General features: G+C 61.1%; 13 protein-coding genes and 2 pseudogenes. 10 read left to right on the top strand and 5 right to left on the bottom strand.

The window, feature by feature from the left end; translation table 11 throughout:
• Positions 1 to 5: 5 nt before the first annotated feature.
• From NG697_RS00740 to NG697_RS00695, 10 genes are all read left to right on the top strand, one after another.
• Positions 6 to 3,191, top strand: a complete 3,186-nt coding sequence (locus NG697_RS00740; RefSeq protein ID WP_252613229.1) for an Eco57I restriction-modification methylase domain-containing protein — start codon at positions 6 to 8, stop codon at positions 3,189 to 3,191.
• A 21-nt stretch (positions 3,192 to 3,212) separates the two neighbouring features.
• Positions 3,213 to 5,537 carry a BREX-1 system phosphatase PglZ type B gene (gene pglZ / locus NG697_RS00735; protein WP_252613227.1) on the top strand — a complete coding sequence of 775 codons (2,325 nt, stop codon included), beginning with the start codon at positions 3,213 to 3,215 and terminating at the stop codon, positions 5,535 to 5,537.
• Complete coding sequence (gene brxL / locus NG697_RS00730; protein WP_252613225.1) at positions 5,534 to 7,582, top strand: BREX system Lon protease-like protein BrxL; 2,049 nt, start codon at positions 5,534 to 5,536, stop codon at positions 7,580 to 7,582. The genes pglZ and brxL overlap by 4 nt, the downstream gene beginning before the upstream one ends.
• A gap of 12 nt (positions 7,583 to 7,594) precedes the next feature.
• Positions 7,595 to 8,650 carry a restriction endonuclease gene (locus NG697_RS00725; RefSeq protein ID WP_252613222.1) on the top strand — a complete coding sequence of 352 codons (1,056 nt, stop codon included), beginning with the start codon at positions 7,595 to 7,597 and terminating at the stop codon, positions 8,648 to 8,650.
• Between the two features lie 363 nt (positions 8,651 to 9,013).
• Positions 9,014 to 9,853, top strand: a complete 840-nt coding sequence (locus NG697_RS00720) for a DEAD/DEAH box helicase (protein WP_252613219.1) — start codon at positions 9,014 to 9,016, stop codon at positions 9,851 to 9,853.
• Positions 9,817 to 10,812 (top strand): DUF3320 domain-containing protein, encoded by a 996-nt coding sequence (locus NG697_RS00715; protein WP_308293066.1) that lies wholly within the window; start codon positions 9,817 to 9,819, stop codon positions 10,810 to 10,812. The genes NG697_RS00720 and NG697_RS00715 overlap by 37 nt, the downstream gene beginning before the upstream one ends.
• Before the next feature lie 103 nt (positions 10,813 to 10,915).
• Positions 10,916 to 12,388 (top strand): DUF3375 domain-containing protein, encoded by a 1,473-nt coding sequence (locus NG697_RS00710; RefSeq protein ID WP_252613216.1) that lies wholly within the window; start codon positions 10,916 to 10,918, stop codon positions 12,386 to 12,388.
• Entirely contained in the window at positions 12,385 to 13,056 is a 672-nt protein-coding gene (locus NG697_RS00705; protein WP_252613213.1) for a DUF4194 domain-containing protein, read from the top strand. The genes NG697_RS00710 and NG697_RS00705 overlap by 4 nt, the downstream gene beginning before the upstream one ends.
• Positions 13,053 to 16,487 (top strand): ATP-binding protein, encoded by a 3,435-nt coding sequence (locus tag NG697_RS00700; RefSeq protein WP_252613211.1) that lies wholly within the window; start codon positions 13,053 to 13,055, stop codon positions 16,485 to 16,487. The genes NG697_RS00705 and NG697_RS00700 overlap by 4 nt, the downstream gene beginning before the upstream one ends.
• Complete coding sequence (locus NG697_RS00695) at positions 16,484 to 17,617, top strand: Wadjet anti-phage system protein JetD domain-containing protein (RefSeq protein WP_252613201.1); 1,134 nt, start codon at positions 16,484 to 16,486, stop codon at positions 17,615 to 17,617. The genes NG697_RS00700 and NG697_RS00695 overlap by 4 nt, the downstream gene beginning before the upstream one ends.
• 126 nt (positions 17,618 to 17,743) lie before the next feature.
• On the opposite strand, the pseudogene NG697_RS00690 reads toward NG697_RS00695, so the two are convergent.
• From NG697_RS00690 to NG697_RS00670, 5 genes and pseudogenes are all read right to left on the bottom strand, one after another.
• Positions 17,744 to 18,181: pseudogene (locus tag NG697_RS00690) on the bottom strand (alkaline phosphatase D family protein); the annotation flags it as partial.
• Positions 18,182 to 18,414: 233 nt separating this feature from the next.
• Positions 18,415 to 19,041 carry a hypothetical protein gene (locus NG697_RS00685; protein ID WP_252613200.1) on the bottom strand — a complete coding sequence of 209 codons (627 nt, stop codon included), beginning with the start codon at positions 19,039 to 19,041 and terminating at the stop codon, positions 18,415 to 18,417.
• Positions 19,042 to 19,717: 676 nt separating this feature from the next.
• Entirely contained in the window at positions 19,718 to 20,986 is a 1,269-nt protein-coding gene (locus NG697_RS00680) for a hypothetical protein (protein ID WP_252613197.1), read from the bottom strand.
• Between the two features lie 454 nt (positions 20,987 to 21,440).
• Positions 21,441 to 21,651: pseudogene (locus NG697_RS00675) on the bottom strand (transposase); the annotation flags it as partial.
• 80 nt (positions 21,652 to 21,731) lie between these two features.
• Positions 21,732 to 22,205 carry a DUF6416 domain-containing protein gene (locus tag NG697_RS00670; RefSeq protein ID WP_252613194.1) on the bottom strand — a complete coding sequence of 158 codons (474 nt, stop codon included), beginning with the start codon at positions 22,203 to 22,205 and terminating at the stop codon, positions 21,732 to 21,734.
• Positions 22,206 to 22,243 lie beyond the last annotated feature (38 nt).

The raw sequence follows: 22,243 nt of genomic DNA, 5'->3' as shown, positions 1-22,243 counted from the left end.
TGAATATGGGAACAGTTACCGGCCTCGTCTTGTCGGCGAAGGAACGAACGGTGCTGGAAGCTGCTGTCCTGGCCGGACGCGACGCAGCAGAACGCGCAGCCGAACATGAGGTGTCTCGCCTCGGGGTATCCCAAGACAAAGTGCCGGGATATTTGAACGATGACGAACGTATTCTTCGCCGCGAGCTGCGGGAGAAAGCGCGCCAACTGGGTGACTCCGTTGTTGGGGGAAACGTCCTTCCGTTGCTCGTAGCCGACATTGCTTACGAGCAATGGCATAGGTTGCTGTTTGCAAAGTTCTTGGAAATGAACGGGCTTCTGATCCACCCTGGGATGGGTATGTCCGTCACGCTCGAGGAATGCGCGGAACTGGCTGCCGACGTGGAAGACGCGGATGGGTGGTCCGTAGCTGTCGGATACGCAAGTGAGACCTTGCCGGGTGTGTTCCGCCAGACGGACCCCTGTTTCCGAATCCGATTGGCCCCTGAAGACCTTCAGAAACTTGAGCGAGTCATCGTTGGGCTGAACTCGCAGATATACCGGTGCGAAGACGCGCTGGGTTGGGTCTACCAGTTCTGGCAGACCAAGAGAAAAAAGCAGATCAACGACGCCGGAAATAAGGTCGGCGGGGCCGATCTGTCACCAGTGACGCAGCTCTTCACCGAGAATTACATGGTTCGCTTCCTGCTGGAAAATTCCTTGGGAGCATGGTGGGCTGCCCGCCATCCAGAGTCGCCACTCATTGGAGAGTGGGACTACTTACGAGCGTCCGACGATGGGACTCCTGAAGTAGGAGGCCATGAGCAGTGGCCGGCCCGCGCTGCGGACGTCACAGTCATGGACCCATGCTGTGGGTCTGGTCATTTTCTCGTCGCCACCTTCGGGATGCTGTGGCGAATGCGGGCAGAAGAAGAGGGCCTCACCCCGGCGCAAGCCCAGGACGCTGTGCTTAAGGACAACCTGTTTGGGCTCGAACTCGATCCGCGTTGCACCCAACTGGCGACATTCAACCTGGTGCTCGAAGCATGGAAACAGGGTGGCTACCGCACCTTGCCCGCTCCCAACCTGGCGTGCTCGGGCGTCCCCATCCGGGCCAGCGGCTCAGAATGGGAAGATCTGGCGGGCGCCGATGAAGCTCTGCGGGGTTCCCTGAGCCGCCTACATTCGCAGTTCCGGAATGCGGACACTCTAGGTTCGCTGATCAACCCTGTGGGGGACGCGGTATCTGCCGCGCTGCTTGGACGCACGGGTCTATTGGAAAGTACGGATTGGGACAAGGTCGCCCTAGCACTCGAGGCGGCGGTGGCCGACGAACAGGTTTCAGGAACGGTATTGGGCGATACTGTGAACGACATCGCCAGAGCTGCGCAATTGCTCAGCCGCCAATACTCGCTAGTCGTCACCAACCCGCCATACCTGATGCGGGCATCCATGTCGCCCGATTTGCAGAGCTATATAGACGCGCATCATCCTGTGGCGAAGGGCGACTTGGCCACGGCCTTTCTTGAACGATGCTTCGCGTTTGCAGGAAATGACGGTCTGGTGGTGACGGTGTCACCGCAAAACTGGACGCTTCTGACCAGCTACACGCAGTTTCGAAGGGACCTGCTGGGATCGCGAACTCTCGAGGCCATTGCACGCTTGGGCCACGGCGCCTTCCGGCAGATTACAGGGCACGTCGTCAAAGTGGTACTCACGATCATCCAACCCAGTCGAGCTGCAGAATCCCACCTGCTGATGGGCGTCAGAGCCCAATCCTTCGACGGCCCCGATGCGAAAGCTCAGGCGCTCATCTCTGACCCCGTCGCAATGTTGACTCAGAGAAGTCAGCTGCAAAACCCGGATCACCGCATCACAGCCTCCATCGTGGAAAAGTCATCGCTGCTGGCGTCGCATGCCGATGGCCTGCAGGGCATAGCGACGGCGGACTATCCCCGCTTCGGGCGCTTCTTCTGGGAGCGTCCGCTGCCTCATCCCGACTGGAACTTCCAGCAAAGCACCGTCAGCTCTATTGGCGCATATGGCGGTCGCGAGCACATCGTTTGGTGGGAGGCAGAGCAGGGTGCTCTAAGTCGAGAAAAGGGAGCATACATTCGCGGAAGGGCTGCCTGGGGAAAGTGTGGCGTGGCGGTCTCTCAGATGGGCAAGCTGCCTGTCTCGCTCTACACCGGTGAGCTGTTCGATAACAACACCGCGGTCATCCTGCCCAAGGATGAGAAAGATCTGCCCGCCATTTGGGCGTTCTGCTCCAGCCCTGAATTCAACGAATCCGTCCGCGAAATTGATGACGTCATGAAAGTGACCAACGCAACGCTGGTGAAGGTGCCTTTCGACGTCGAACGCTGGCGGTCAGTGGCCTCGACAGCCGGCCCATTGCCGGAGCCTGAGTCGAATGATGTCACCCAGTGGTTGTTCCCCGGAGTGCTGGAGGGTTCGACGGAGCCACTGCAAGTCGCCGTAGCGCGGCTCCTCGGATACACATGGCCCGAACAAGTCGACGACGGACTGTCAGATTTGGTCGATAGCGATGGCATCGTCTGCATCCCCGCAGTCGCCGGTGAACGGAGTGCATCCGATCGGCTGCTCGAACTTCTTGCCCGGGCCTACGGCGAGGAGTGGTCGTCGGCCAAACGTGACGAGTTGCTGGCGTTGGCTGGTGGCAAACCTGGTGACATTGAAGGGTGGCTCCGCGACAAGTTCTTTGCACACCACCTCACGACCTTCCAGAACAAGCCCTTTGTCTGGCAAGTATGGGATGGTCGAAAAGACGGTTTCTCTGCGTTGCTCAACTACCACACCCTGACCAAGTCAACCTTGGAGAAGCTCACCTACACGGTGCTGGGTACTTGGATATCTCGGCAACGGGAAGATGCGTCAGGGGGCCAGGTTGGTGCCGACGAGAGACTCCGCGCTGCCGAGACTCTCCAGCAAAAGCTTGGACTCATTCTGCAGGGTGAGGCGCCACACGACATCTACGTCCGTTGGAAGGATCTGGCCGACCAGCCTATCGGGTGGGACCCAGATCTCGACGACGGCGTCAGGCTGAACCTGAGACCGTTCGTGACCGCTGGCGTCTTGCGGTCAAGAATCAACGTCAAATGGGAAATGGACCGGGGCAAGAACTCTGATGGAACAGACCGGATTAATGACCTTCACCTCACGCTGCAGGAAAAGCACAGTTCACGTGGTTAACTTCGCAGCTGGGGACGAGAAATGACCAAGCTCAGGGCAACCATTGCCGCGTCACTCCGGGCTTCCGCGCGCCATGACAGCGCCGGTCAGGTCGCACCTGCCGCGGTTCTGTGGGCAGATCCAGACCGATTGTGGGAGCACGTGGTGCCTCAGCTCCAGGAAGCCGCACCCATTTGTCGCCTCGGAAGCTGGCAACCCGCGATGTTGCAGGGGCCGGGCATCTGGATCCGATCGCTGCTCGCCGGGTCTGTAGATGTTCCGGAGCAATTTGCGAGTCCGGACGGCAAGACGCCCTGGATCGTTTACCTGCCGGGATGGTCCCGGAACGACGTTCGAGGTGTGGAATCAGCGCCGGTGGAGCTTCAGCCATTGGCTGAGCTGCAGCATCGTGCTCAGTGGTGGCAGCAGCAGAATGGACAACCCTGGACACCGTTGTCGTTCCTAGGAAGCCCCTCCGGCGCAGGCCTCTCTATGGCTAAGGATGCAGCAACGACTACGGCACTGAACGACGGCCTCGGCGAGATGTTGAACCAGAACACCGAAGACCTTATGGCGCTCGGGCGGCTCGACGCCGGAAGAATCCAGCAGCTGATAATGCCGGACGATGTGTCCGGAATCCTCCAGTGGATGGACAACCCTGAATTGGCCAAGGAGTCAATGACACCGGCACGTTGGAAGGCCTTCTGCGGACTGGCTTCGTCGCAGTATTCGGTGGACCCCCGCAAGGACTCCGTGCTCAACGCCGCGGCTCTCTTCGGGGCCAGAGGAGGTAACTGGGGAAATGTATGGGCGCGTTTCGTAGATAATCCCGGAAAGTACAAAGGCATCCCCGATCTCCTCAATCAGGCGAAGCCTGAAACGGATGCACTGTTCGAAATTGGCGGTCACTCTGATTCGTGGCCGTCGAACAATACCGAGGCCGAAAACAGCCTGCGCAAGTCGCTCACGGACCTGAGCTCCAGGACGGCGAAGGAATGTGCCGCGCAGATCATGACCCTCGAGGCGGAGCATGGTCCGCGCCGTGCATGGGTATGGGCCGCCCTGAAGATGAGCCCCATTGTAGAGGCGCTGGAGTATTTGGCCAACATCGTTCAGCATCTTGCCGAACCGTCGGCCAGTGGAACGGTCGGGGACCAGGCCAACTGGTACTTCAAGTCCGGGTGGGGCATTGATGACTCAGCGGTGCGCTCACTTGCGGCAACCTCTAAGGCGGCAGACCGCGACGCGGTAGCAGCTGCGCTCGGCACGATTTACGAGCCGTGGTTGGATGAAACGGCCACTGCGTTTCAAAGCGCGGCCACTACCAGTGGTTACAAAGGACAAACAGGCTTGGACGTCGAAGATGGAACCTGCGTTCTTTTCGTTGATGGACTTCGAATGGACGTCGGGCAGCGACTACATGCCGTACTCGCAGACAAGAACACCGCCACTATCGATTACCGGCTGGCGGGTTTCCCCACCGTCACCCCAACGGGGAAACCTGCGGTTGCACCCTTTACGGTCGCCCTTGGATCAGGACCGGGATTCGCTGCCGGAAACGAACAGGGTGCAGGGCTCGAAGGCGTGACATTCCAAAAGGCACTTGTTTCTTCGGGCATCCAGAAGCTATCGAATGAAGCACTCGGCAATCCGGAAGGCAGGGGGTGGACCGAGATCGGGGACTTGGATTCGAGCGGGCATGCGCACGGGCACAAGCTCGTTGACAGGATCGACGGCGAAGTGAGGCTCGTTGCAGACCGCGTTGCGGCCCTACTCGAGACCGGTTGGCAGCGTGTGGTGGTGGTGACCGATCATGGCTGGCTGTTGGCTCCGCGGACCCTAAGGAAAGCGACTCCCATCCCCATGCATGTGACCGAGGGCGAGAAATGCCGTAAGGAGCGAGTCGCGCGCCTTTCCGACTCCGCTACAGCCATCGGCTACCCCACCGTGCCTTGGACATGGGACCCATCGGTTTCCATGACGTCCGCGCCTGGCGCTTCTTCCTTCGAAGCTGGTGTGGCATATACGCATGGGGGACTGAGCCTCCAGGAATGTGTGATCCCGGTAATCTCAGTCCAGTCGAGCGCTCCGAGCCCTTTCGAGGCCAAGATCGAAGAGCTGAAGTGGACCGGCATGCGGTGCCGGGTTGATATCCTCCACCCCGCGGACGGGTTGACGGTGGAAATCAGAGTGTCTTCCGGCGACGCAAGAAGCTGTATCGCAGGTCCCAAACCAGTGAAGGAAGGCGAGGCCAAGGTCCTTGTCACCGATGACAGTTTGCTACACCGGCCCGCCTACGTCGTACTTCTCGACGCATCCGGAAACATCGTGAGCCAACTCAAGACCGCCGTTGGAGGCACTGAATGAGCGTGCTGGATTCGATAGATGAAATCGCGGCCGAGGCTTTCGAAGGGTACGTTGTCCGGAAAGACCTGGCCCAGAAGTTCAAAGGTGCGTATCCTGTGCCGACATACGTCGGAGAATTCCTACTTGGGCGATACTGCGCAACTACCGATGATGAAGAGATCACAGAAGGGCTCGACGTCGTTCGCGAGCTCCTGAGTGACCGAACAGTGCGGGCTGGTGAGGAGGAACTCTTCAAATCACGGGCCCGTGAGCGCGGCAGGGTGAAGGTCATCGAGCTGATGAAGGCGCGGCTCGACGCCAAGTCGAATTCGTACTTCGCCGAGCTGCCGAGCCTTCAAATTAGTGACGCGCGAATATCCGATTCTCTGGTGTCGGCCAATGAACGGATGCTCACTGGCGGCTTCTATGCCGAAGTTGATCTGGAATACGACCCAACCATTGCCGAGGAGAAGGGCGGGCGGCCCTTCGGAGTCACGAGTCTGCGCCCGATTCAGCTCTCCACGCGGGATTCACTGCAGCATCTGTCGCGCGGGCGTGGTCAGTTCACAACTGAGCAGTGGAAACAGCTGCTGCTGCGATCCGTAGGTTTTGAAGCGGACCGACTCGATCCACGCGCACAGGACGTACTTCTGCTGCGTATGGTTCCGTTCGTAGTCCGCAACTACAACGTCGTTGAACTTGGCCCCCGCGGCACCGGCAAGTCCCACCTGTACCAGCAGGTGTCGCCCTACTCACACTTGATCTCAGGCGGCAAGGCAACCGTGGCCAGGATGTTCGTCAACAACGCCACGGGACAACGCGGTCTGGTGGCCCAATACGACGTCGTGTGCTTTGACGAGGTTTCAGGAGTGTCTTTCGACCAGAAGGACGGCGTGAACATCATGAAGGGCTACATGGAGTCAGGGGAGTTTTCCCGTGGCCGAGAGTCTATTCGTGCCGACGGTTCAATAGCCCTTGTGGGTAACTTCGACGTCGATGTTGCTCATCAACAGCGGATCGGCCATCTTCTGTCGCCGCTGCCCAAGGAAATGCGCGACGATACTGCATTCATGGACCGCATCCATGCATACCTACCAGGGTGGGATGTCCCGAAACTGGACCCGTCGTACTTCACAGGACACTTCGGCTTAGTCAGCGATTTCCTGTCGGAATGCTGGGCGCGGCTACGCGATCAGTCCAGGCTTCCCGCCGTCCAAGGTCGTGTACACTTTGGCGATGCGCTCTCCGGAAGGGATCTGACTGCAGTCAACAAGACAATCGACGGACTTCTCAAACTTCTGTATCCTGACGCCGCAACGGAGGTACCCGACGAGGACCTTGAATGGGCAGTCCGGCTGGCCCTTGAGTGCAGGCGCCGCGTCAAAGAGCAACAGCGCCGCATCGGCGCCGCCGAGTTCCGAAACACTCATTTCGGATACCGGATGGGTGAGGGCGTTGAGCAGTTTGTCTCTACCCCCGAGCTGCAAAGTCCTGACACCATTGGTCTGGACCCACTGCCACCAGGGCAAGTTTGGGGCGTAGCGGAGGGCGGCCCGGATAGCGGGCCAGGGCTCTACCGGATAGACGTGACCGACTCGCCTGGCAGTGGAGTTCGACTGCTAAACCAAGGTGCTCCCGCACCGCTTCGAGAGAGCGTCAAGGTTGCTGAGCAGAACCTCATCTCCCATGCACGGGCACTGGTGGGGGACCGTGAACCCCGTGGGCATGAATTCACTGTCCAAGCCCGCGCCATGGATGCAGCGAAGAGCGGTCAAGGCCTTGGTCTACCCATCTTGCTGGCGCTCGCAAGCAGCCTTCTTCAACGAAGCGTTCGCGGAGGCTTGATAGCTGCAGGTAGTCTGACACTGGGTGGAGGGATTGAGACGGTCCTGAATGCTCGCCAGCTCGCGGAATTGGCTATGGAGAAGGGGGCCACAGCCCTCTTGCTGCCTGTTTCGGCTCGGCGGCAACTGATTGACGTTTCTGACGAAGTCGCTGCAAGAGTTGCATTCGTGTTCTACACCGACGGGCAAGACGCGCTTATCAAGGCCCTCGATGGGCAGTAAAGGGAGCGGAAGATGACGGCATGGCTGGTTCGTGCGGGCAGTACGGGAGAACGGGAACAGTGGGCGTTGGCTAAGTCCGTTACCGGTGCCGGGTACGGTGAAGTCGGCTCCCTCGAAGAGTCGGATACCCGAGAAAAGGTCTTCGAAAGGGTTGAAGCGGGCATCCCTGGCCAGAAGTTGGGGGCTCTTCGCAATTTTGCGGCCCAGCTCTGGGCGCTTTGCGGACGCATGGAGGTCGGAGACCTGGTTGTCATGCCGCTAAAGCGCTCCGCGGCCATCGCCATAGGTGTAATTACGGGCCCTTATGAGTACGACGCAAGTGAGGAGGATCCTGAACGGCGCCACGTCCGCCGTGTGCGATGGGATGCAACCGACGTTGCTCGCTCTCGAATCAATCAAGACCTCCTGTATTCACTAGGGGCTTTTTCGACCATATGCCGGATTCAGCGGAACGACGCCGAGTATCGACTGCGTGCGGCCATGAGTACCGGCGGAGATCCGGGAGCGCGATCTGAGCGGTTGCTTACTCCCGTTCGATCTTCTGTCCCTGAAGCTGCGGACGACTTGGATCAAGAGGATGTTCCCGTCGACATCTCGCGGTACGCCGCAGACACAATAGCAAGTCGCATTACAGAGGTGTACTCAGGGCACAAGATGGAGTCGTTGGTTTCTGAGATCCTCAAGGCCGATGGCTTTGTCTGCACCGAGCACGGGCAGGGCACCGATGACGGCATAGATATTGTCGCCGGCAAAGGTTTGCTGGGGCTGGATAGCCCGCGACTGATCGTGCAGGTGAAAAGCCAGGCATCCCCTGTGGACGCTCCGACCATATCGCAACTACATGGATCATTGTCCATTCACAAAGCGGATCAAGGGCTTCTCGTTGCGTGGGGTGGATTGACAAGAGCCGCCCGAAAACTTGTCGATTCCCAGAGATTTGCCATTCGCGTGTGGGATGCCGATGACCTGGTCAGCCAAGTGCAGACACACTATCCAGGCTTCCCGGCTCGGCTGAGACAGGATCTGCCGTTGAAACAGATTTGGACGCTTGCCGACGAAGCCGGATAGGAGGCGAAGCGGCAAATTCCGGACCGCGGGGTGCATCAAGGGCCCGCCCTTCAAGTCCTCAAAAAAGCCAACAAAAAAAGTTCGTCCTAAATGCTTGGGGCTCTGAAATCAAACGCCCAATCTTTGGTTGAACCTATCGGCCCGAGTGACCGGCCAGACTTCCAGGATGTCGGAGGGCGACACCCGTGACAGTATGAAACCGATTTGTCGCTGGGCCTTCGTCGGGAGCTATAGGAAGAACTTCAATGAAGGTTCACTAATTCCGGCCTTTGGAGCAGATGATCATGCCGAACATAATTCGCGAGATCTATTGTCCTTGGTGCGGCCACCATTTGGCTTCCAAATACTGGACCGGGCAAATAAATGCCGCCGACGTCGTTTGCTGAATCGTCGAGTGATTCCGCGGACGACGTGGAGAGCGAAATCACCGCCGTCGAGGACATGGAATCAATCCTCTCCGAGTGCGTCGAGGCCAGGGTGCCGCGGCAGTGGCTTTCGTGGCACTACCGGAGCCAGGATGAATCGCTGATTGCCTTCAGCAACAAGCAGTACTACGAAAGCAAGCTCTCCTCATTCCCCGGGCCTTCGCACGGGGCGCCGGATCCGGGACTCACCGGGCACGGCGTGAACTTCGTACGGGTGGATGGCCAGTTCCATCGCTCCGGGTCCTCCAAAGTGCTGCGCACGAACCCGGTGGGGGCGGAAGTGCGGAGGCACTTCAACGGTGCCAGTGACTCGCCGTCTGTTGGCGTTGTCACCTTCAATCTGCAGCAGCGGGCACTTATTGAAAGTCTGCTCCGTGATACGGACGATGTACGGATTATCAAAGCGCTCGACGACGACCCCGAGGGACTGTTCGTCAAGAACCTGGAGAACGTCCAGGGTGACGAGCGCGACGTCATCCTCTTCTCAACGGGCTTCAGTAAGAACGACAAGGGCTACTTGCCGCTGAACTTTGGACCGCTGAACCGTGCCGGGGGAGAGCGGCGGCTCAACGTGGCCGTGACACGCGCGCGTCGGCAGGTCATTGTGTTCTCCAGCTTCAGCCCTTCCGAACTGCGGGCCGAGGAGACGAGTTCGTCGGTATCAAGCATCTGCGTTCCTATCTTGATCTGGCCGAGCAGGGGACGGGCGTCTTGCCCTGAGACGGACGTCGTAGCGCTGCGGTGGACCTGCACCGGGAAGAGATCGCAGACGCACTGAGGGACCGCGGCTTGGTGGTGGCCACCGACGTTGGATTGTCGGATTTCAAAGTGGATATCAGCGTTGCGACTCCGGACAGGCCTGACCGACCCCTGATGGCGGTTTTGCTGGACAGTCCTGCCTGGGCGGCCAGACGAACAGCCGGTGACCGGGATGGGCTTCCCGGCGATGTACTGACACGGATGATGCGCTGGCCTGCTGTTGAGCGGGTGTGGCTGCCGGCGTGGCTGGCCGACCGCGACGCGGTGCTGGACAAACTGGAGACTGCATTCACAGGGGCGACCCAGAAGCCTTCCTCCGGGTTCGATTCTGAGCTTGGCGCGGACTCTGTGGGTATCGGCGGGGGATTGTTCCTGAAGGCGTCCGAGAGTCTCCAGGGGCCGGTGGACGCCGTCGTGCACGTTGCCCGTGCGGGCTACAAGCCGTGGGTTGTCAGTCACTTCGGAAATGTAGACGTCTTGGACAGCCTGCAGTCTCGACGGTCCGTCGCTGCCGTCCGGGAGGCCATGCAGTCCGTGGTGGAGGCAGAGGGGCCGATCCATGTTGAGCGCTTGGCTAAGCTCACCTGCGCCGCGTTCAATCTCAACAAGGTAAATCCACAACGGATGAACTCGGTACTGCAGCTACTTGACCGCAGTGCGCATCAACGGGATGCCGACGGGTTTGTATGGGACGCAACAATGGACCAGGAGTCATGGGAAGAATTCCGTCCCAACGGACCCGAAACGGTCCGCAAGCCTGAGCACATCAGCGTCGTTGAGCTCCGCAACGCCATGATGGAAATCGTCCGGCTCTCTGGCGGCATCTCGGTGGACGAACTTCACCGGGACACCATCCGCGTGTTCGGAGGCAAACGGCTGACGGCCGGCATCACTGCCCGGTTGAACGAAGGCCTGCATTACGGGGTGGACACAGGACGTCTGGAACTGCGCGGGGAGCTTGTGCACGTTGCGGGATAGGGGCCGAGTATGCGAAAGCTTCTAAGCGACCTGATAGCCCGCACGGCTCACCGGATAGCCCCTGGAGCGAGTTGTTGTCTGCGGCCTTGGTTAGGGTAAACGCATGACTGTTCTGCGCGCCGCCCTCACGGCTTCTCGCTTATTGAGCGAGGACCCAGGATGGCGCCTGCTTCGGGCAAACAACGCCGCCGTCGCTGTGGCTGTACTGAGCAAACATCTGGGCGGCGAGCAACGCAGGCTGGCGGCGCCGGAGCTCTTTGAGCACGTTGAGGAGGATCTGGAGGAGCTGCGCGGCAATGGATTCGACTTGCCGCAGACGGCCCAGGCATATTGCACAGCGTGGCGTAATGACGGCATCCTGATCCGTCGCACGGCAGAGGGCTCCCGCGAAGAGACCTTTGAATTGTCGCTGGGCTCCCTGCAGGCCATCCGCTTTGTCACAGAGCTGTCCGAGCCACGACAAGCCGTGACCGAATCGCGGCTGGCCACCATCCTGGATAGGGTGCGCCTGCTGGCCCGCGAAACGGATCCGGACAGCACCTCGCGGTTGCGGGCACTGCATGAGGAACGTGCCCGCGTAGATGCCGAAATCGAGCGTGCGGCTGCCGGGGACGTTGACGTGTTGTCTGCCGATCAAGCCGCTGAACGGCTGCGCGACGTTCTGTCCCTCATCGAAGAAATACCCAGTGATTTCGCTAGGGTTCGGTCCGAACTTGAGCAACTCAACCGCGGGCTGCGGGAACGGCTGATCGAACAGGACGGCCCGCGCGGCAGCGTCCTTGACGACATCTTCCGGGGAGTTGATCTCTTGGCGGAGTCCGAGGCCGGACGGAGCTTTTCCGGATTCTATGCCCTATTGCTCGACCCGGAACAGGGACGTGATTTCGAGGACAGCATCGACACCATCATGGACAGGCCGTTCACCTCCCGGCTTTCCCCGACGCAAGTGAGGACTCTGCGCCGGATTCTGCCCACGCTTCAGGACCGAAGCTCGGAAATCCATGCCGTCATGACTGCGTTCAGCCGCAGCCTGCGACGTTTTGTCCAGTCCCAGGAATTTGAACAGGACCGATTGATCAACCAGCGGCTGCGCTTTGCATTGCGGCAAGCCATGGAGACCTCGCAATCGGTAAAGCCGTTTGTCAAGACGGAATTGTCGCTGGATCTGACCAGCGTGCCGCTCAATTCGGTGGCGGCTCTGAATCTGCACAATCCGGCGGACTTCGAAGCGGCCGGCGAGATCGCTCAACATGATACCGACACTGTGGACATTGAGGAACTCCGGGCATTGGCCCGCGCCTCCGAGATCGACATGGTCGAATTGACTGGCAATCTCAATGCGGTGCTGGTTCGCCAAAGCTCGGCGACCATCGCCGACGTTTTGGCGGAGTACCCGGCCACGCAAGGTGTGGCAAGTGTCGTCGGACTGCTGGTGCTAGCGGAGGAACACGCCACCGCGCTTGCCGGCCGCGAGAATATCAACTGGCAGTACCCCGCGGACACCACGGATGGCCCTGGCATCATGCGCCGCGGCACCGTGGGCCGCTACCTCTTCACCGAAAGGATTCTCCCGTGAGCGAATCAGGTGTGCCCGGGCCAGCTGGGGGCGAGGGACCGGAATCCGACGTCGCGCTGTGGGGCGGCGAGGGGACCCTGCGCGAGCCCTCCCGCCGCGTCCTCGTGCAGCTTCTGCGTGGCCCCTATCTTTCCGCTTCCCGGCACGGGAACCTCTGGACGGCGCTCTTGTCCGACGAGGACGCGGTCCGGTCCCGTTTGGCGGACCTTTTCCTGGACCTTGTCACCGACCACGCCGCACAGGTTGCCTTCGTCCGTAACACTTCCGCGGATGTTGACGCGCCAACGGTCATGCGAACCGCCACACTGACGTTCCTGGACACGGCGCTGTTGCTCCACCTGCGGCAGGCGCTTCTTCAGGAAAGCGGCGGCCGCAAGACCATTATCGGTGCGGACGAGGCGGCCGATCAGCTGCAGGTCTACAGAGGCAAGGACAATGCCGACATCACGGGATTCTCCAAGCGCATCAACTCGTCCTGGCAAAAAATGGTCAAATACGGGCTGCTGGCCGCTACAAGCACGGAGGGCCGTTTCGAGGTCTCGCCCGTCTTGAGGCTGGTTTTCGGCACGGAGGAAATTGCTGCAGTGCAGGCGGAGTACCAGCGGCTGGCTGCCGAGGCGGAGCCCGGCTCCGCGGAGCTGCCCGACACCGGGGAGGAGACAGAGTGAGCATCACGACGGCGGCCGCCGCGCCAGGCATCAGGACGGGTCAGTGGCGGCTGGAACGGGTGGAGCTGATCAACTGGGGGACGTTCCAGGGCCACCACGGCCTGGATATCTCACGAAAAGGCTTCTTGCTGACCGGCCACTCCGGCTCGGGCAAGTCATCGCTGGTGGACGCCGTCTCTGCAGTGCTGACGCCACGAGGGAAGCTGCATTTCAACGCGGCCGCCCAAGACACCTCCGCCCGGGGAGAAGACCGCACGATTGTGAGCTACATCCGCGGCGCGTGGCGGCGCAGCGCCGATGACGAGACGGGCGAAGTACGTGCGGAATATCTGCGCACCGGCGCTACCTTTAGCGGCATCCTGCTGCGGTACAGCGACGGCACGGGCGCCAAGCCGGTGCTCCTGCTCAAGCTGTACCACCTTCGCCGGGGCTCCAACACGCCCGCCGACGTCAGCGAGTTGAGCATCATCCTGCAGGAGGATGCAAAGCTCACCGATTTTGTCGACTACCTGCGCAATGGCATTGAGACCCGGCGCATCAAGAGCAACTGGCCGGCCGCGTTCGCCACCGACAAGCATTCGGCTTTTGCCAGTCGCTTCTGCCGCCTGATGGGCATCTCCGGCGAAAATGCCGTGCTTCTGCTGCACAAGACGCAATCGGCCAAGTCGCTGGGCAGCCTCGATGACCTATTCCGCCAATTCATGCTGGACAGGCCTAAGACGTTCGACATCGCCGCTACCGCAGTGGCGCAGTTTGGCGAACTGTCCGAGGCCCACCGGCTGGTGGTGGAGGCGCGCGAGCAGGTGGAACATCTGCGGGGCATGGAGGAACCGGCCCGCGCGTTCGGGCTGAACAGCGCCCGCGCCACCGAGGCCGCCGCACTTTCCGCGGCGTTGCCCAGCTTTAAGGATGAATGGAAGCTCACACTGGCCAAGGACGCCAAAGCGGCCGCCGGGTCTGCCGCGCTGACCGCCCAGCATGACGTCGATTTAGCCACCGCCACCACGGAGGAACTGGAAGAGGCTCATTCGGCCGCCCGCCGGCAAGTGGACGGCCATGGCGGGCAGGCCCTGCGTGACCAACAGACGCAGGTGGACATGGCCCAGGAACGCGAACGCGATGTCCTGGGCCGGCGCGCGGAGCTGGCCTCAAAGTTGGAGGCGGTAGGCATTAGCTTCCCCGCCAGCTTCGAAGAGTACGAGGAACTTCGGGCCGCGGCCCGCACCGAACGCAGCGGCCTGGAGGCCGCCCGGGCGGCCAGCAGACAGGCCATTAATGAGCTCCATGAGGCCCGCGGTGCCGCAAAAACGAAAGTCCGCGACCTCGAAACGGAGCTCAAATCCCTGCGCGGCCGACGGTCCAATCTCGGCGACAGGCTGGTCACAGCGAGGTCCGTTGTAGCCGAAGCGGCGGGCCTACCGGCGTCGGCGTTTCCGTTCGCCGGTGAACTGTTAGAGGTCCGGAAGGAATTCGCGGACTGGACCGGAGCCATCGAGCGGGTGCTGCGTCCGCTGGCCACCGTCATGCTCGTCCCCGAGAAGCACATTGACCGAGTGCGCGAGGCCGTCGACGGGCTATTTCTGGGCGCGCGGCTGATCTTCGAGTCCGTCCCTAGCCGTTCAGAACCGCCGCGGCCCGCACGGACCGAGCGGTCCTTGGTCTCGCGGGTCCAGGTTGCCGACGGTCCTATGGCCGGGTGGCTGCACGCGGTCCTCTCAGGCAACTATGACTATGAATGCGTCTATTCGCCCGCGGAACTCGGCGGTTCGGAGAAAGCTGTCACCCGTGCCGGGCAGGTCAAACGCTCACGCACCAGACACGAAAAAGACGATCGGTCACGGGTGGACGACCGCTCAACGTGGGTGCTCGGATTCGACAATGCCGACAAACTGGAGCTACTGAGTTCACTCGTCCAGGCCGCCCGAGCCACGGCCGACCAGCTCGCCGACAAGGTCGACGCCGCTGAGAACCGGCGCGAGGCCGAACGCCTGCGCGCCGAGGCACTGGCACTGACTGACACCCAAAGCTGGGACCAACTGGATGCTGGCCGGGCCCGCACCCGGGTGGAGAACCATAAAGAACGGCTGGCGGAGATCCTAGAGGCGAGCGGAAACCTTCGAGCAGCCGAAGCTGTCGCGAAGGAGGCCAGGGCGCGCTGGGCGGCTGCGCAGAAGGCCCAGCAGGCCGCCATGGAGGCGCTGGCTGAAGTCAAAACCCAACTGGCGGGATTGGACCGCATCGTGCTAGAGCTTGGACCGCGTGTTGCCGCGTCGGCCGGCGTGCCTGAGGAGCTTGCTGCCAGTCTGCGGGAACGCTTCCTGAAGCAGCGCCGCAGCATTGTCCACGAGGTGATCGGCGACGTCGCACTGACGGTGGCCACTGGGTTGAGCGCGGAGGAAAAGCAAGCCACGTCCCAGGCCGCAGCCGCACGGACAGCCTTCGCCTCGCTGGCGGGAGAGTTCCGGCGTCGTTGGTCCGCCAAAGCCGGGGACTTGACCGACCAGGTGGAGGATGGTGGCGGATACCTTGCACTGCTGGAGCAGCTTGTCGCAGACCGTCTGCCGGACTTTGAGACCCGGTTCTTCGAACTCATGGAACGCCAGTCGCAGCAAAATGTGGCCACATTGGCGAATGAGATCCGCCGCGCGCCGTTGGAAGTGCGCGACAGGGTGGCTCCCATCAACGGCTCCCTCAAAAAGTCTGCCTTCGACGCCGGGCGGTTCCTGAAGATCGTCGTCAAGGAGAACCGGGGCGAGCTGGGCAGGAAGTTCCTCAGCGACCTGCAGGACATCAGCACGGGCTCCTGGGTGGCCCAGCGCCGCGACGATGCCGAAGCCAAGTTCGAGGTCATGCGGCGCATCATGGAGAAACTCGCCTCCAGCGAACCCGGCGACACCTCCTGGCGGAACCAATGCCTGGACACCCGGCTGCACGTGCGCTTCACCGCCACGGAGGTGGACGCCGCCGGCAGGCAGCTCAATGTGTACGATTCCAGCGCGGGTCTCTCCGGCGGTCAGCGACAAAAGCTTGTCACGTTTTGCCTGGCCGCGGCCCTGCGCTACCAGCTGGCCGGAGATGGCGAGGACGTGCCGCGCTACGGAACCGTCATCATGGACGAGGCGTTCGATAAGGCGGACAGTAACTTCACCCGCATCGCCATGGACGTCTTCACCGAATTCGGTTTCCACATGGTGCTCGCCACCCCGCTGAAACTCCTGCAAACACTGGAGGACTACATCGGGGGCATGGCCGTGGTCACCTGCCGGGAGTTCCAGGACTCCCGCATCGGCTCCCTGTCCATGGACGACGGCGAGGGTCCGGACGCTGCGCCACCGCCCGCCGAGGTGCCGGGCCGGGAGCAGCCAGCCGGCAGAGGGCTGCTGGAAACCCGGGATGCTGAAGATCCTGCGGAGACGGGCGCGCTGTTTTGAGCCCCACGCCTGTTACACCTGCCGGGGCGGCCGCGCAGGCGCTCAAGAAATACAACCGCCATGTTGGCGCGTGGTCCATAGGCGACCACGCGTCGCTTCCCTTTGGCATCCCCTTGCATCCGCCCACCGAAGTACAAGCATTGGCCTCCGTGTCCGCCGCCGTCGACTGGGCCAAGTCATGGGAAGGGGCCGCCGACGTGTTGTGGACGGAACGGCACTGGGCCAGCCTGGGCCAGCAGAGGATTCCCGACCGTGTGCAACTGGACACCCCCAGGGCTGTCGCGGCATTTGCCGGCAAAACCACCCACTGGCAACGGGCATCTTCCAGGGCCAAGGTACTGCTCGACTCCGTGCCGCTGCCTCATACGGACGGGTTTGCGACCGCAGTGGGCCGCAGCGCCGTGGAACTTGCCGCCTTGGCGCCCGAGGACTTCACCCGACTCACCGGAGTGCTGGAATGGGTCAGGGAAAATCCGGCGTCCGGGCTCTACATCCGCCAACTGCCCATCCGCGGAGTCGACACTAAGTGGGTCCAAAAATTCAGGCCTCTCGTCACGAGGCTGCATGAAGCAGCCACCTGTAGAAGTGGGCTGGGGTTAGCGGACAAACCGGACCTCGTCCGTGTGCGTTTCCTTGATCCCGGTCTTGCTCCGGGTGGATTGGCGGATCTGGCTGCGCCGGTCACGGAGTTGGCCGCCATGGACCTAAGCCCTGAGGTTGTCTATGTGTTTGAAAATCTTGAGTCCGTGTTGGCCATGCCACTGCTGCCGGGTGCAGTAGTTGTCCATGGCTCCGGCTACGCTGTGGACCGATTGGCCAGGATCCCGTGGATTCGCAACCTTGGCGTGGTCTACTGGGGCGATCTAGACAGCCACGGTTTCGGCATTCTGAACCGTTTGCGGGCCCAACACATTCCTGTCGGCACGGTGTTGATGGACGTGGCCACACTAGAGGCATTCATGGACCTGTGGGTGCATGAGCCCAAGCCGGCCGTCGGGACGATGCAGCACCTTCTGCCCGGGGAGCTGGCCGTGGTGGAATATCTGGCAGCACACGGCAACGTGCGACTGGAACAGGAGCGCATTGACTGGCCGACTGCACTGGCGACACTCGTCTCAACACGCCGTTGATAGGCTGCACCGAGTCCCTTTCGCCCAGCCCTGCTCGACGTCCCCAAGCAGTCCTTCGGCGACCGCGCGGGCAACGAACTGCGTCGCCGTTGTCGTGGTGCGCTTGCTGCTCAAACCACTACTGCAGCCCCGGCACGCGTCCTGGATCGCGTAGGAGGCCTTTGTGCTGACGGTTGATCCCGGCGTCGTGACGTAGTCCGGGACGCGGACCGTCGGCGGTGAGTGCGTCCTTTGTGATGGTGGTGTTCACGTAGCCGCGGTTGTCGTTGTAGAACTTCAGGTGCGGGTTCCAGGGCATCACAGGGTCCACGGTGGAGCCTGTGCCGTTGCCGGTGGAGGTGATGGAGGTGCAGACCAGTTCGGAGCCGACCACGGGGGAGGCGGGGTCCTTGTAGTCCACCTTGAGGTCGTTGGCTCAGTTGCGGTGGACGTCGCCGGTGAGGACCACGGCGTTGCGGATGTTTGCGTCCACCCAGCCCTGGGTGATGCGGCGGCGGAGGAGGCGTAGCCGTCCCACCCGTCCATGGAGACTTCGCCGATCTCCGGGGCGGCGTTCCTGTCTGAGTATTTGAGGCTTTGAGCACCACCCCATCGTGCGGTTCAGTACCACCGATCATATGGGAGAGCACCAGTGGTCGTGTGGCCCAACACCACCGGCCCTCCCTGTCACCGATTACGGGGTGGGTTCCCCATCCAGCCGGCTCGCCGGGGTTCCTCCAGCGTAGTTGTCACCTGTCCGGACATAGCAGCATCGTCGTGATCGGGTTCATGCGGCGAGGACGGGGCGCTGCGGGCATCTACCCTGCGAACTCAAAGTCGATGGTGAATTCGGGATCGACGCTTGCGATGATTCCGGAGTAGAACACCTTGGCCTGCTCCTTCAGCGCAGTTGCGTTCTGGGTGATTAACTTCTGCTTGTTCTCGTCGCTGAGAATGTTGTTGATCATGCGAGTTTGAACGGCTGGCGGTGTCATCCAGCTAAGCGCGTTGTTGCTCTCGAGGGGGGCCTCGAACACGGGATCGTCAAAGCCAATGCCAATGAATTGAGGGACAGTCACCCGAAACGACTCTGGGCCGGTGGGTTCGATCTTCACCTGTGACCCATCGATGCCTAGTTTTGCGTCGAACTTGTACTGGATCAGCGTCGTCTTCTCGCTCGCGGGTACGGCCACGCCGAAAATCTCTCCATTGCTTTCGTTCCTCGAGACACCCTCGATGTGAAGGCTGAGCAAGGCGACCTCTTGCACGCGCGTGACAGCCTGAACCACCTGCGAATCGCGTTCGTTCGAGCTGCTGGCGAACAGCGAACTGAGAGCGAGAGCATTGAGTCCACCGAATGCGAAGGCGGCGCCCGTTCCCGCGACAACCAGCACGGTGATCAGCAGGACAGGCCAAAGCAGAACCCGTGCTCTGAAAAAGTTCATGACGATCCAGTCTCCAGTTTCGTTCGACGTCGAAACGCCTCGGAATTCAGCGGTGTGGAACGGCCACAACCAGATCGTCGCGTCAAGTCCCCTCGAACCATATACGCAAGTAGGAACTGGCCGATTATGGCGCGCCCTACGGACCCCTGGATATGCGGCTGCGAGCCGATGCGCACCGAACCACAGAGAGGGCGATGTCCACCAAGACGCAACTCCTACGATCTCCCGTTAAGCATCGTTCAATACGACCTCGCCCTCGGGCGAGTGGGAGATCATCCCGGTCTTCGATTCGTCTGACACCAGGAGCGACGCTGCCTCCAAGAAAGCGAACATTGATGTCTGAGCGCGCAACTACGACTCGTGTCGTACATCCGTTGCAGCGTGCTGAAGTAGGCCGCCGGACCACCTGGAACCACGGGCTGGTGTACCGGGAGTTGCCTGCGTTGTCCGGGATCCGTGCGTCGTCCACGTTGATGCCACGCGTTCCAGGGACAGCCCGGTCCGCTCTCCTGCCTGGCCCACGGCCACCAACGCCGGGGTCGAAATCGAACATCCCCGGCGATTTGCCTAACCGCTGCCATTTGGTGTGGAAATCGGCCACGAAGGCCTCGATTCTGCGTACCAAGCCGTCCAGCCGCAAATGCCTTCACTCAGGCCAAAGTAGGACGAGCCCACCTCAGAGGGAACGCTCTGCAGTGCTCTCTTCCGCCTTTTTCTCAGAAAGTTCGGGCATAGCTTCTCTCGGCGCTCGCTTCGATTCGATTTGGCTCGCCGCACGGATCACAGCATCACCGCCCACCTTTGCGATCCCAACGGGGACCGCCTTGGCTACGGACGAAACGGCCGTTGTAGAGGTCTTGGCGAAATCGGAGAGCGACTTACGCCACGTCTCGCGTTCAACCTTTCCTTCAAGCAGCCCTTCCAGCCCGTAAATTTGCGCGAATAGGCCGATCAGGCGGACAGCGGTTTCAGCGGAGTCCAGAAGCGAACGACTCTTCTGGGGGCTTCGAACACGATTAAAATCGCTGATGTTGGCCGCGGAGGTCAACGCATCCTGCAACGACTGCAAGCGGCTTGCCGCTGCTTCCTCCCGTCTGGCAACGGATCCTCGAATTGACGCGGCGTGTGCCTCGACAGCTTCTGGATCACGTTGACGCAAATGAACCAGCTCAAGTGTTTCGAGGCGCTGCTGGTTCGCCTGGCACGCGGCCAGAATCACGAGCCATGAACGCAGTTCTTTGCTGGCAATTGCCTCAGCCGCGCTGGCCTTTTCGGCCGTAGAACGAACATCCAGGGACCGCGTCAGAAGCTCTATCTGTGCCAAGGCATGCGAACTGGCTTGTGCAAGTGCCGTTGCATGGCCTGCGACTTGAGACCAGGCAGTTTCAGTGATCTTGCCGGTCTCCTCGTACAGCTCGAATGCGCGAAGGAGTACCTGAGTGAGGCCCTGAACATCGCCTAGGGCCCGGGCCCTATTGTCGTCAAGGAGGCGATCCAGTTTCACGTCCATGGCCTGGGCCAGTTCCTCAAGCTGCGCGACAGCGCTACGAAGCGCCATTGTCGCGGTCAGGGTCGCCAGGTTGGACATCATAAGCGGGTTCATTCCGCCGGATGTGAACTGCGCAAAAGAATCGATTTGACCCTTAGCTCCGCGGAGCACTCCGCTGAACACGTCGCCCTGAGGAAGATTGAATTTCGCCAACTCGAGAAGTCGTTGGTGCGACTCGGGGGTGAGTTGCACCCAGCTTCCGTCCATCGAGGTCAAGACCGCCCCGAGCCCGGAGGCTTGAGCGACTAGGTCTAGAGTTCCCTTGCCGGCCGACTGTATCTGCCTCACGTCTACGTCCAAGCGGGCGAGGAGGGCACCGATCAGGTCGGGGTCTCCTGCGACGACTGCTGCGCCTCCGGAGACATGGATTCCGATTTCCTTAGATGATTCGATCACATCGGCATTCTGTCACACGGTGGCTCAGCAAAACGCTTGGAAGTCCTACGCGGCGCCCAAAGAGTCTGAGGGTAAATCTGGGTGGAGGCGCCTGCCCGAATCTCTAGTTAGGCAACTTCTGCTGCGCCCATGCTTCCTCTCATGCCAAGCAAGGCGCGTGCCCGGCTAGAGTCGGGGACTTTTCCTCCGGGCCTTGTCAAGAATTTGCGCTGCCTGTCGGTACGCTTGCCTGGCTTCTGGACTCGTAACTGCCCTGTATGCCCGCATGCCTTCGCCCGCTATTTTTCTTACTTTGCCTGCATTTCTGGATCCCTGGCGAGCGAGTGCAGCTTGGCGCCATTGGCTTTGGCCTTGGCTCCGCCGTTCTCCAGCAAGGCGGCCGCCTTGTCCAGTTTTCCAGACATAGTTTTTCCGTAAGGTCAGTAGATCGTCCACCGAGATTAGCGGCTTTTAATCCGCGGTGTGGCCTGGGCTTGAATTCGCCGGTTTCAAACATTGATCTGGCGATGTAGTTGGTTGGATTGCGGAAGCCGAGAGCCGAGCCCAGAGGTGTTCGATGCGGCCGTTGATCGACTCCTCGGGTCCGTTGGAGGTGCCGGGCGGTCCAAATGGGTCAGAGTGTCAGCGGCGAGCCCCTTTATGGTCCGGCCAAGTACGGCCACCTCGCGCGAGGGGAGATCTCCAGTTCGAGACCTCCTTCACGCTCCACGCTGCCGATTGCCGAGTGCAGCGTGATTAGCCAGCCTCAGCCGTCGAGGTCAGACCGCACTGCTGCAAACAGCGCTGCGACGTCAGCGTCCATCCAGTAAACGGACGGAGCACCAACCTCGCCGTCCTTCCAACGCTGGGGCAGGTTACGGTTCATGTTAAGGCAGTACCGACCCGGCCAGGCGAGCACACCGGCGACGCCATTCGCACCGTTGGAGATGCTCAGCTCCTTCGCGATCTGATTCCCCGTGAACTCGGTTCCCGGGGCGTCGATCAGGAGGTTGTAGAAGCCTTTCGCGCGGCTGGTCATCTTGGACCAGAGCTTCCTAGCGTCCTCCCGGTCATCGTCCGAGCCAGTCCAGTTCCGGCGCTTTCTCGAGTCGCCCATAGCCTCTGGAAGGCTCTGAAAACCTCCATCGGGGAGGGTCAGAGACCCTGCGAGCCAAAGTCCGAAGAACTGGTAGAACTCCGCAGTACGGTCGTCAGGAACTGGAACAGTGATGTCGGGCATCGTATTCTCCTTCTGTCATCGGAGGTGGTTACCTCGCT

This window comes from Pseudarthrobacter raffinosi (assembly GCF_023913835.1).
GTDB classification, from domain to species: domain Bacteria; phylum Actinomycetota; class Actinomycetes; order Actinomycetales; family Micrococcaceae; genus Arthrobacter; species Arthrobacter raffinosi.
Note: the sequence above shows the minus strand (reverse complement) of the source record. Positions and strands in the feature narration are given on the sequence as shown.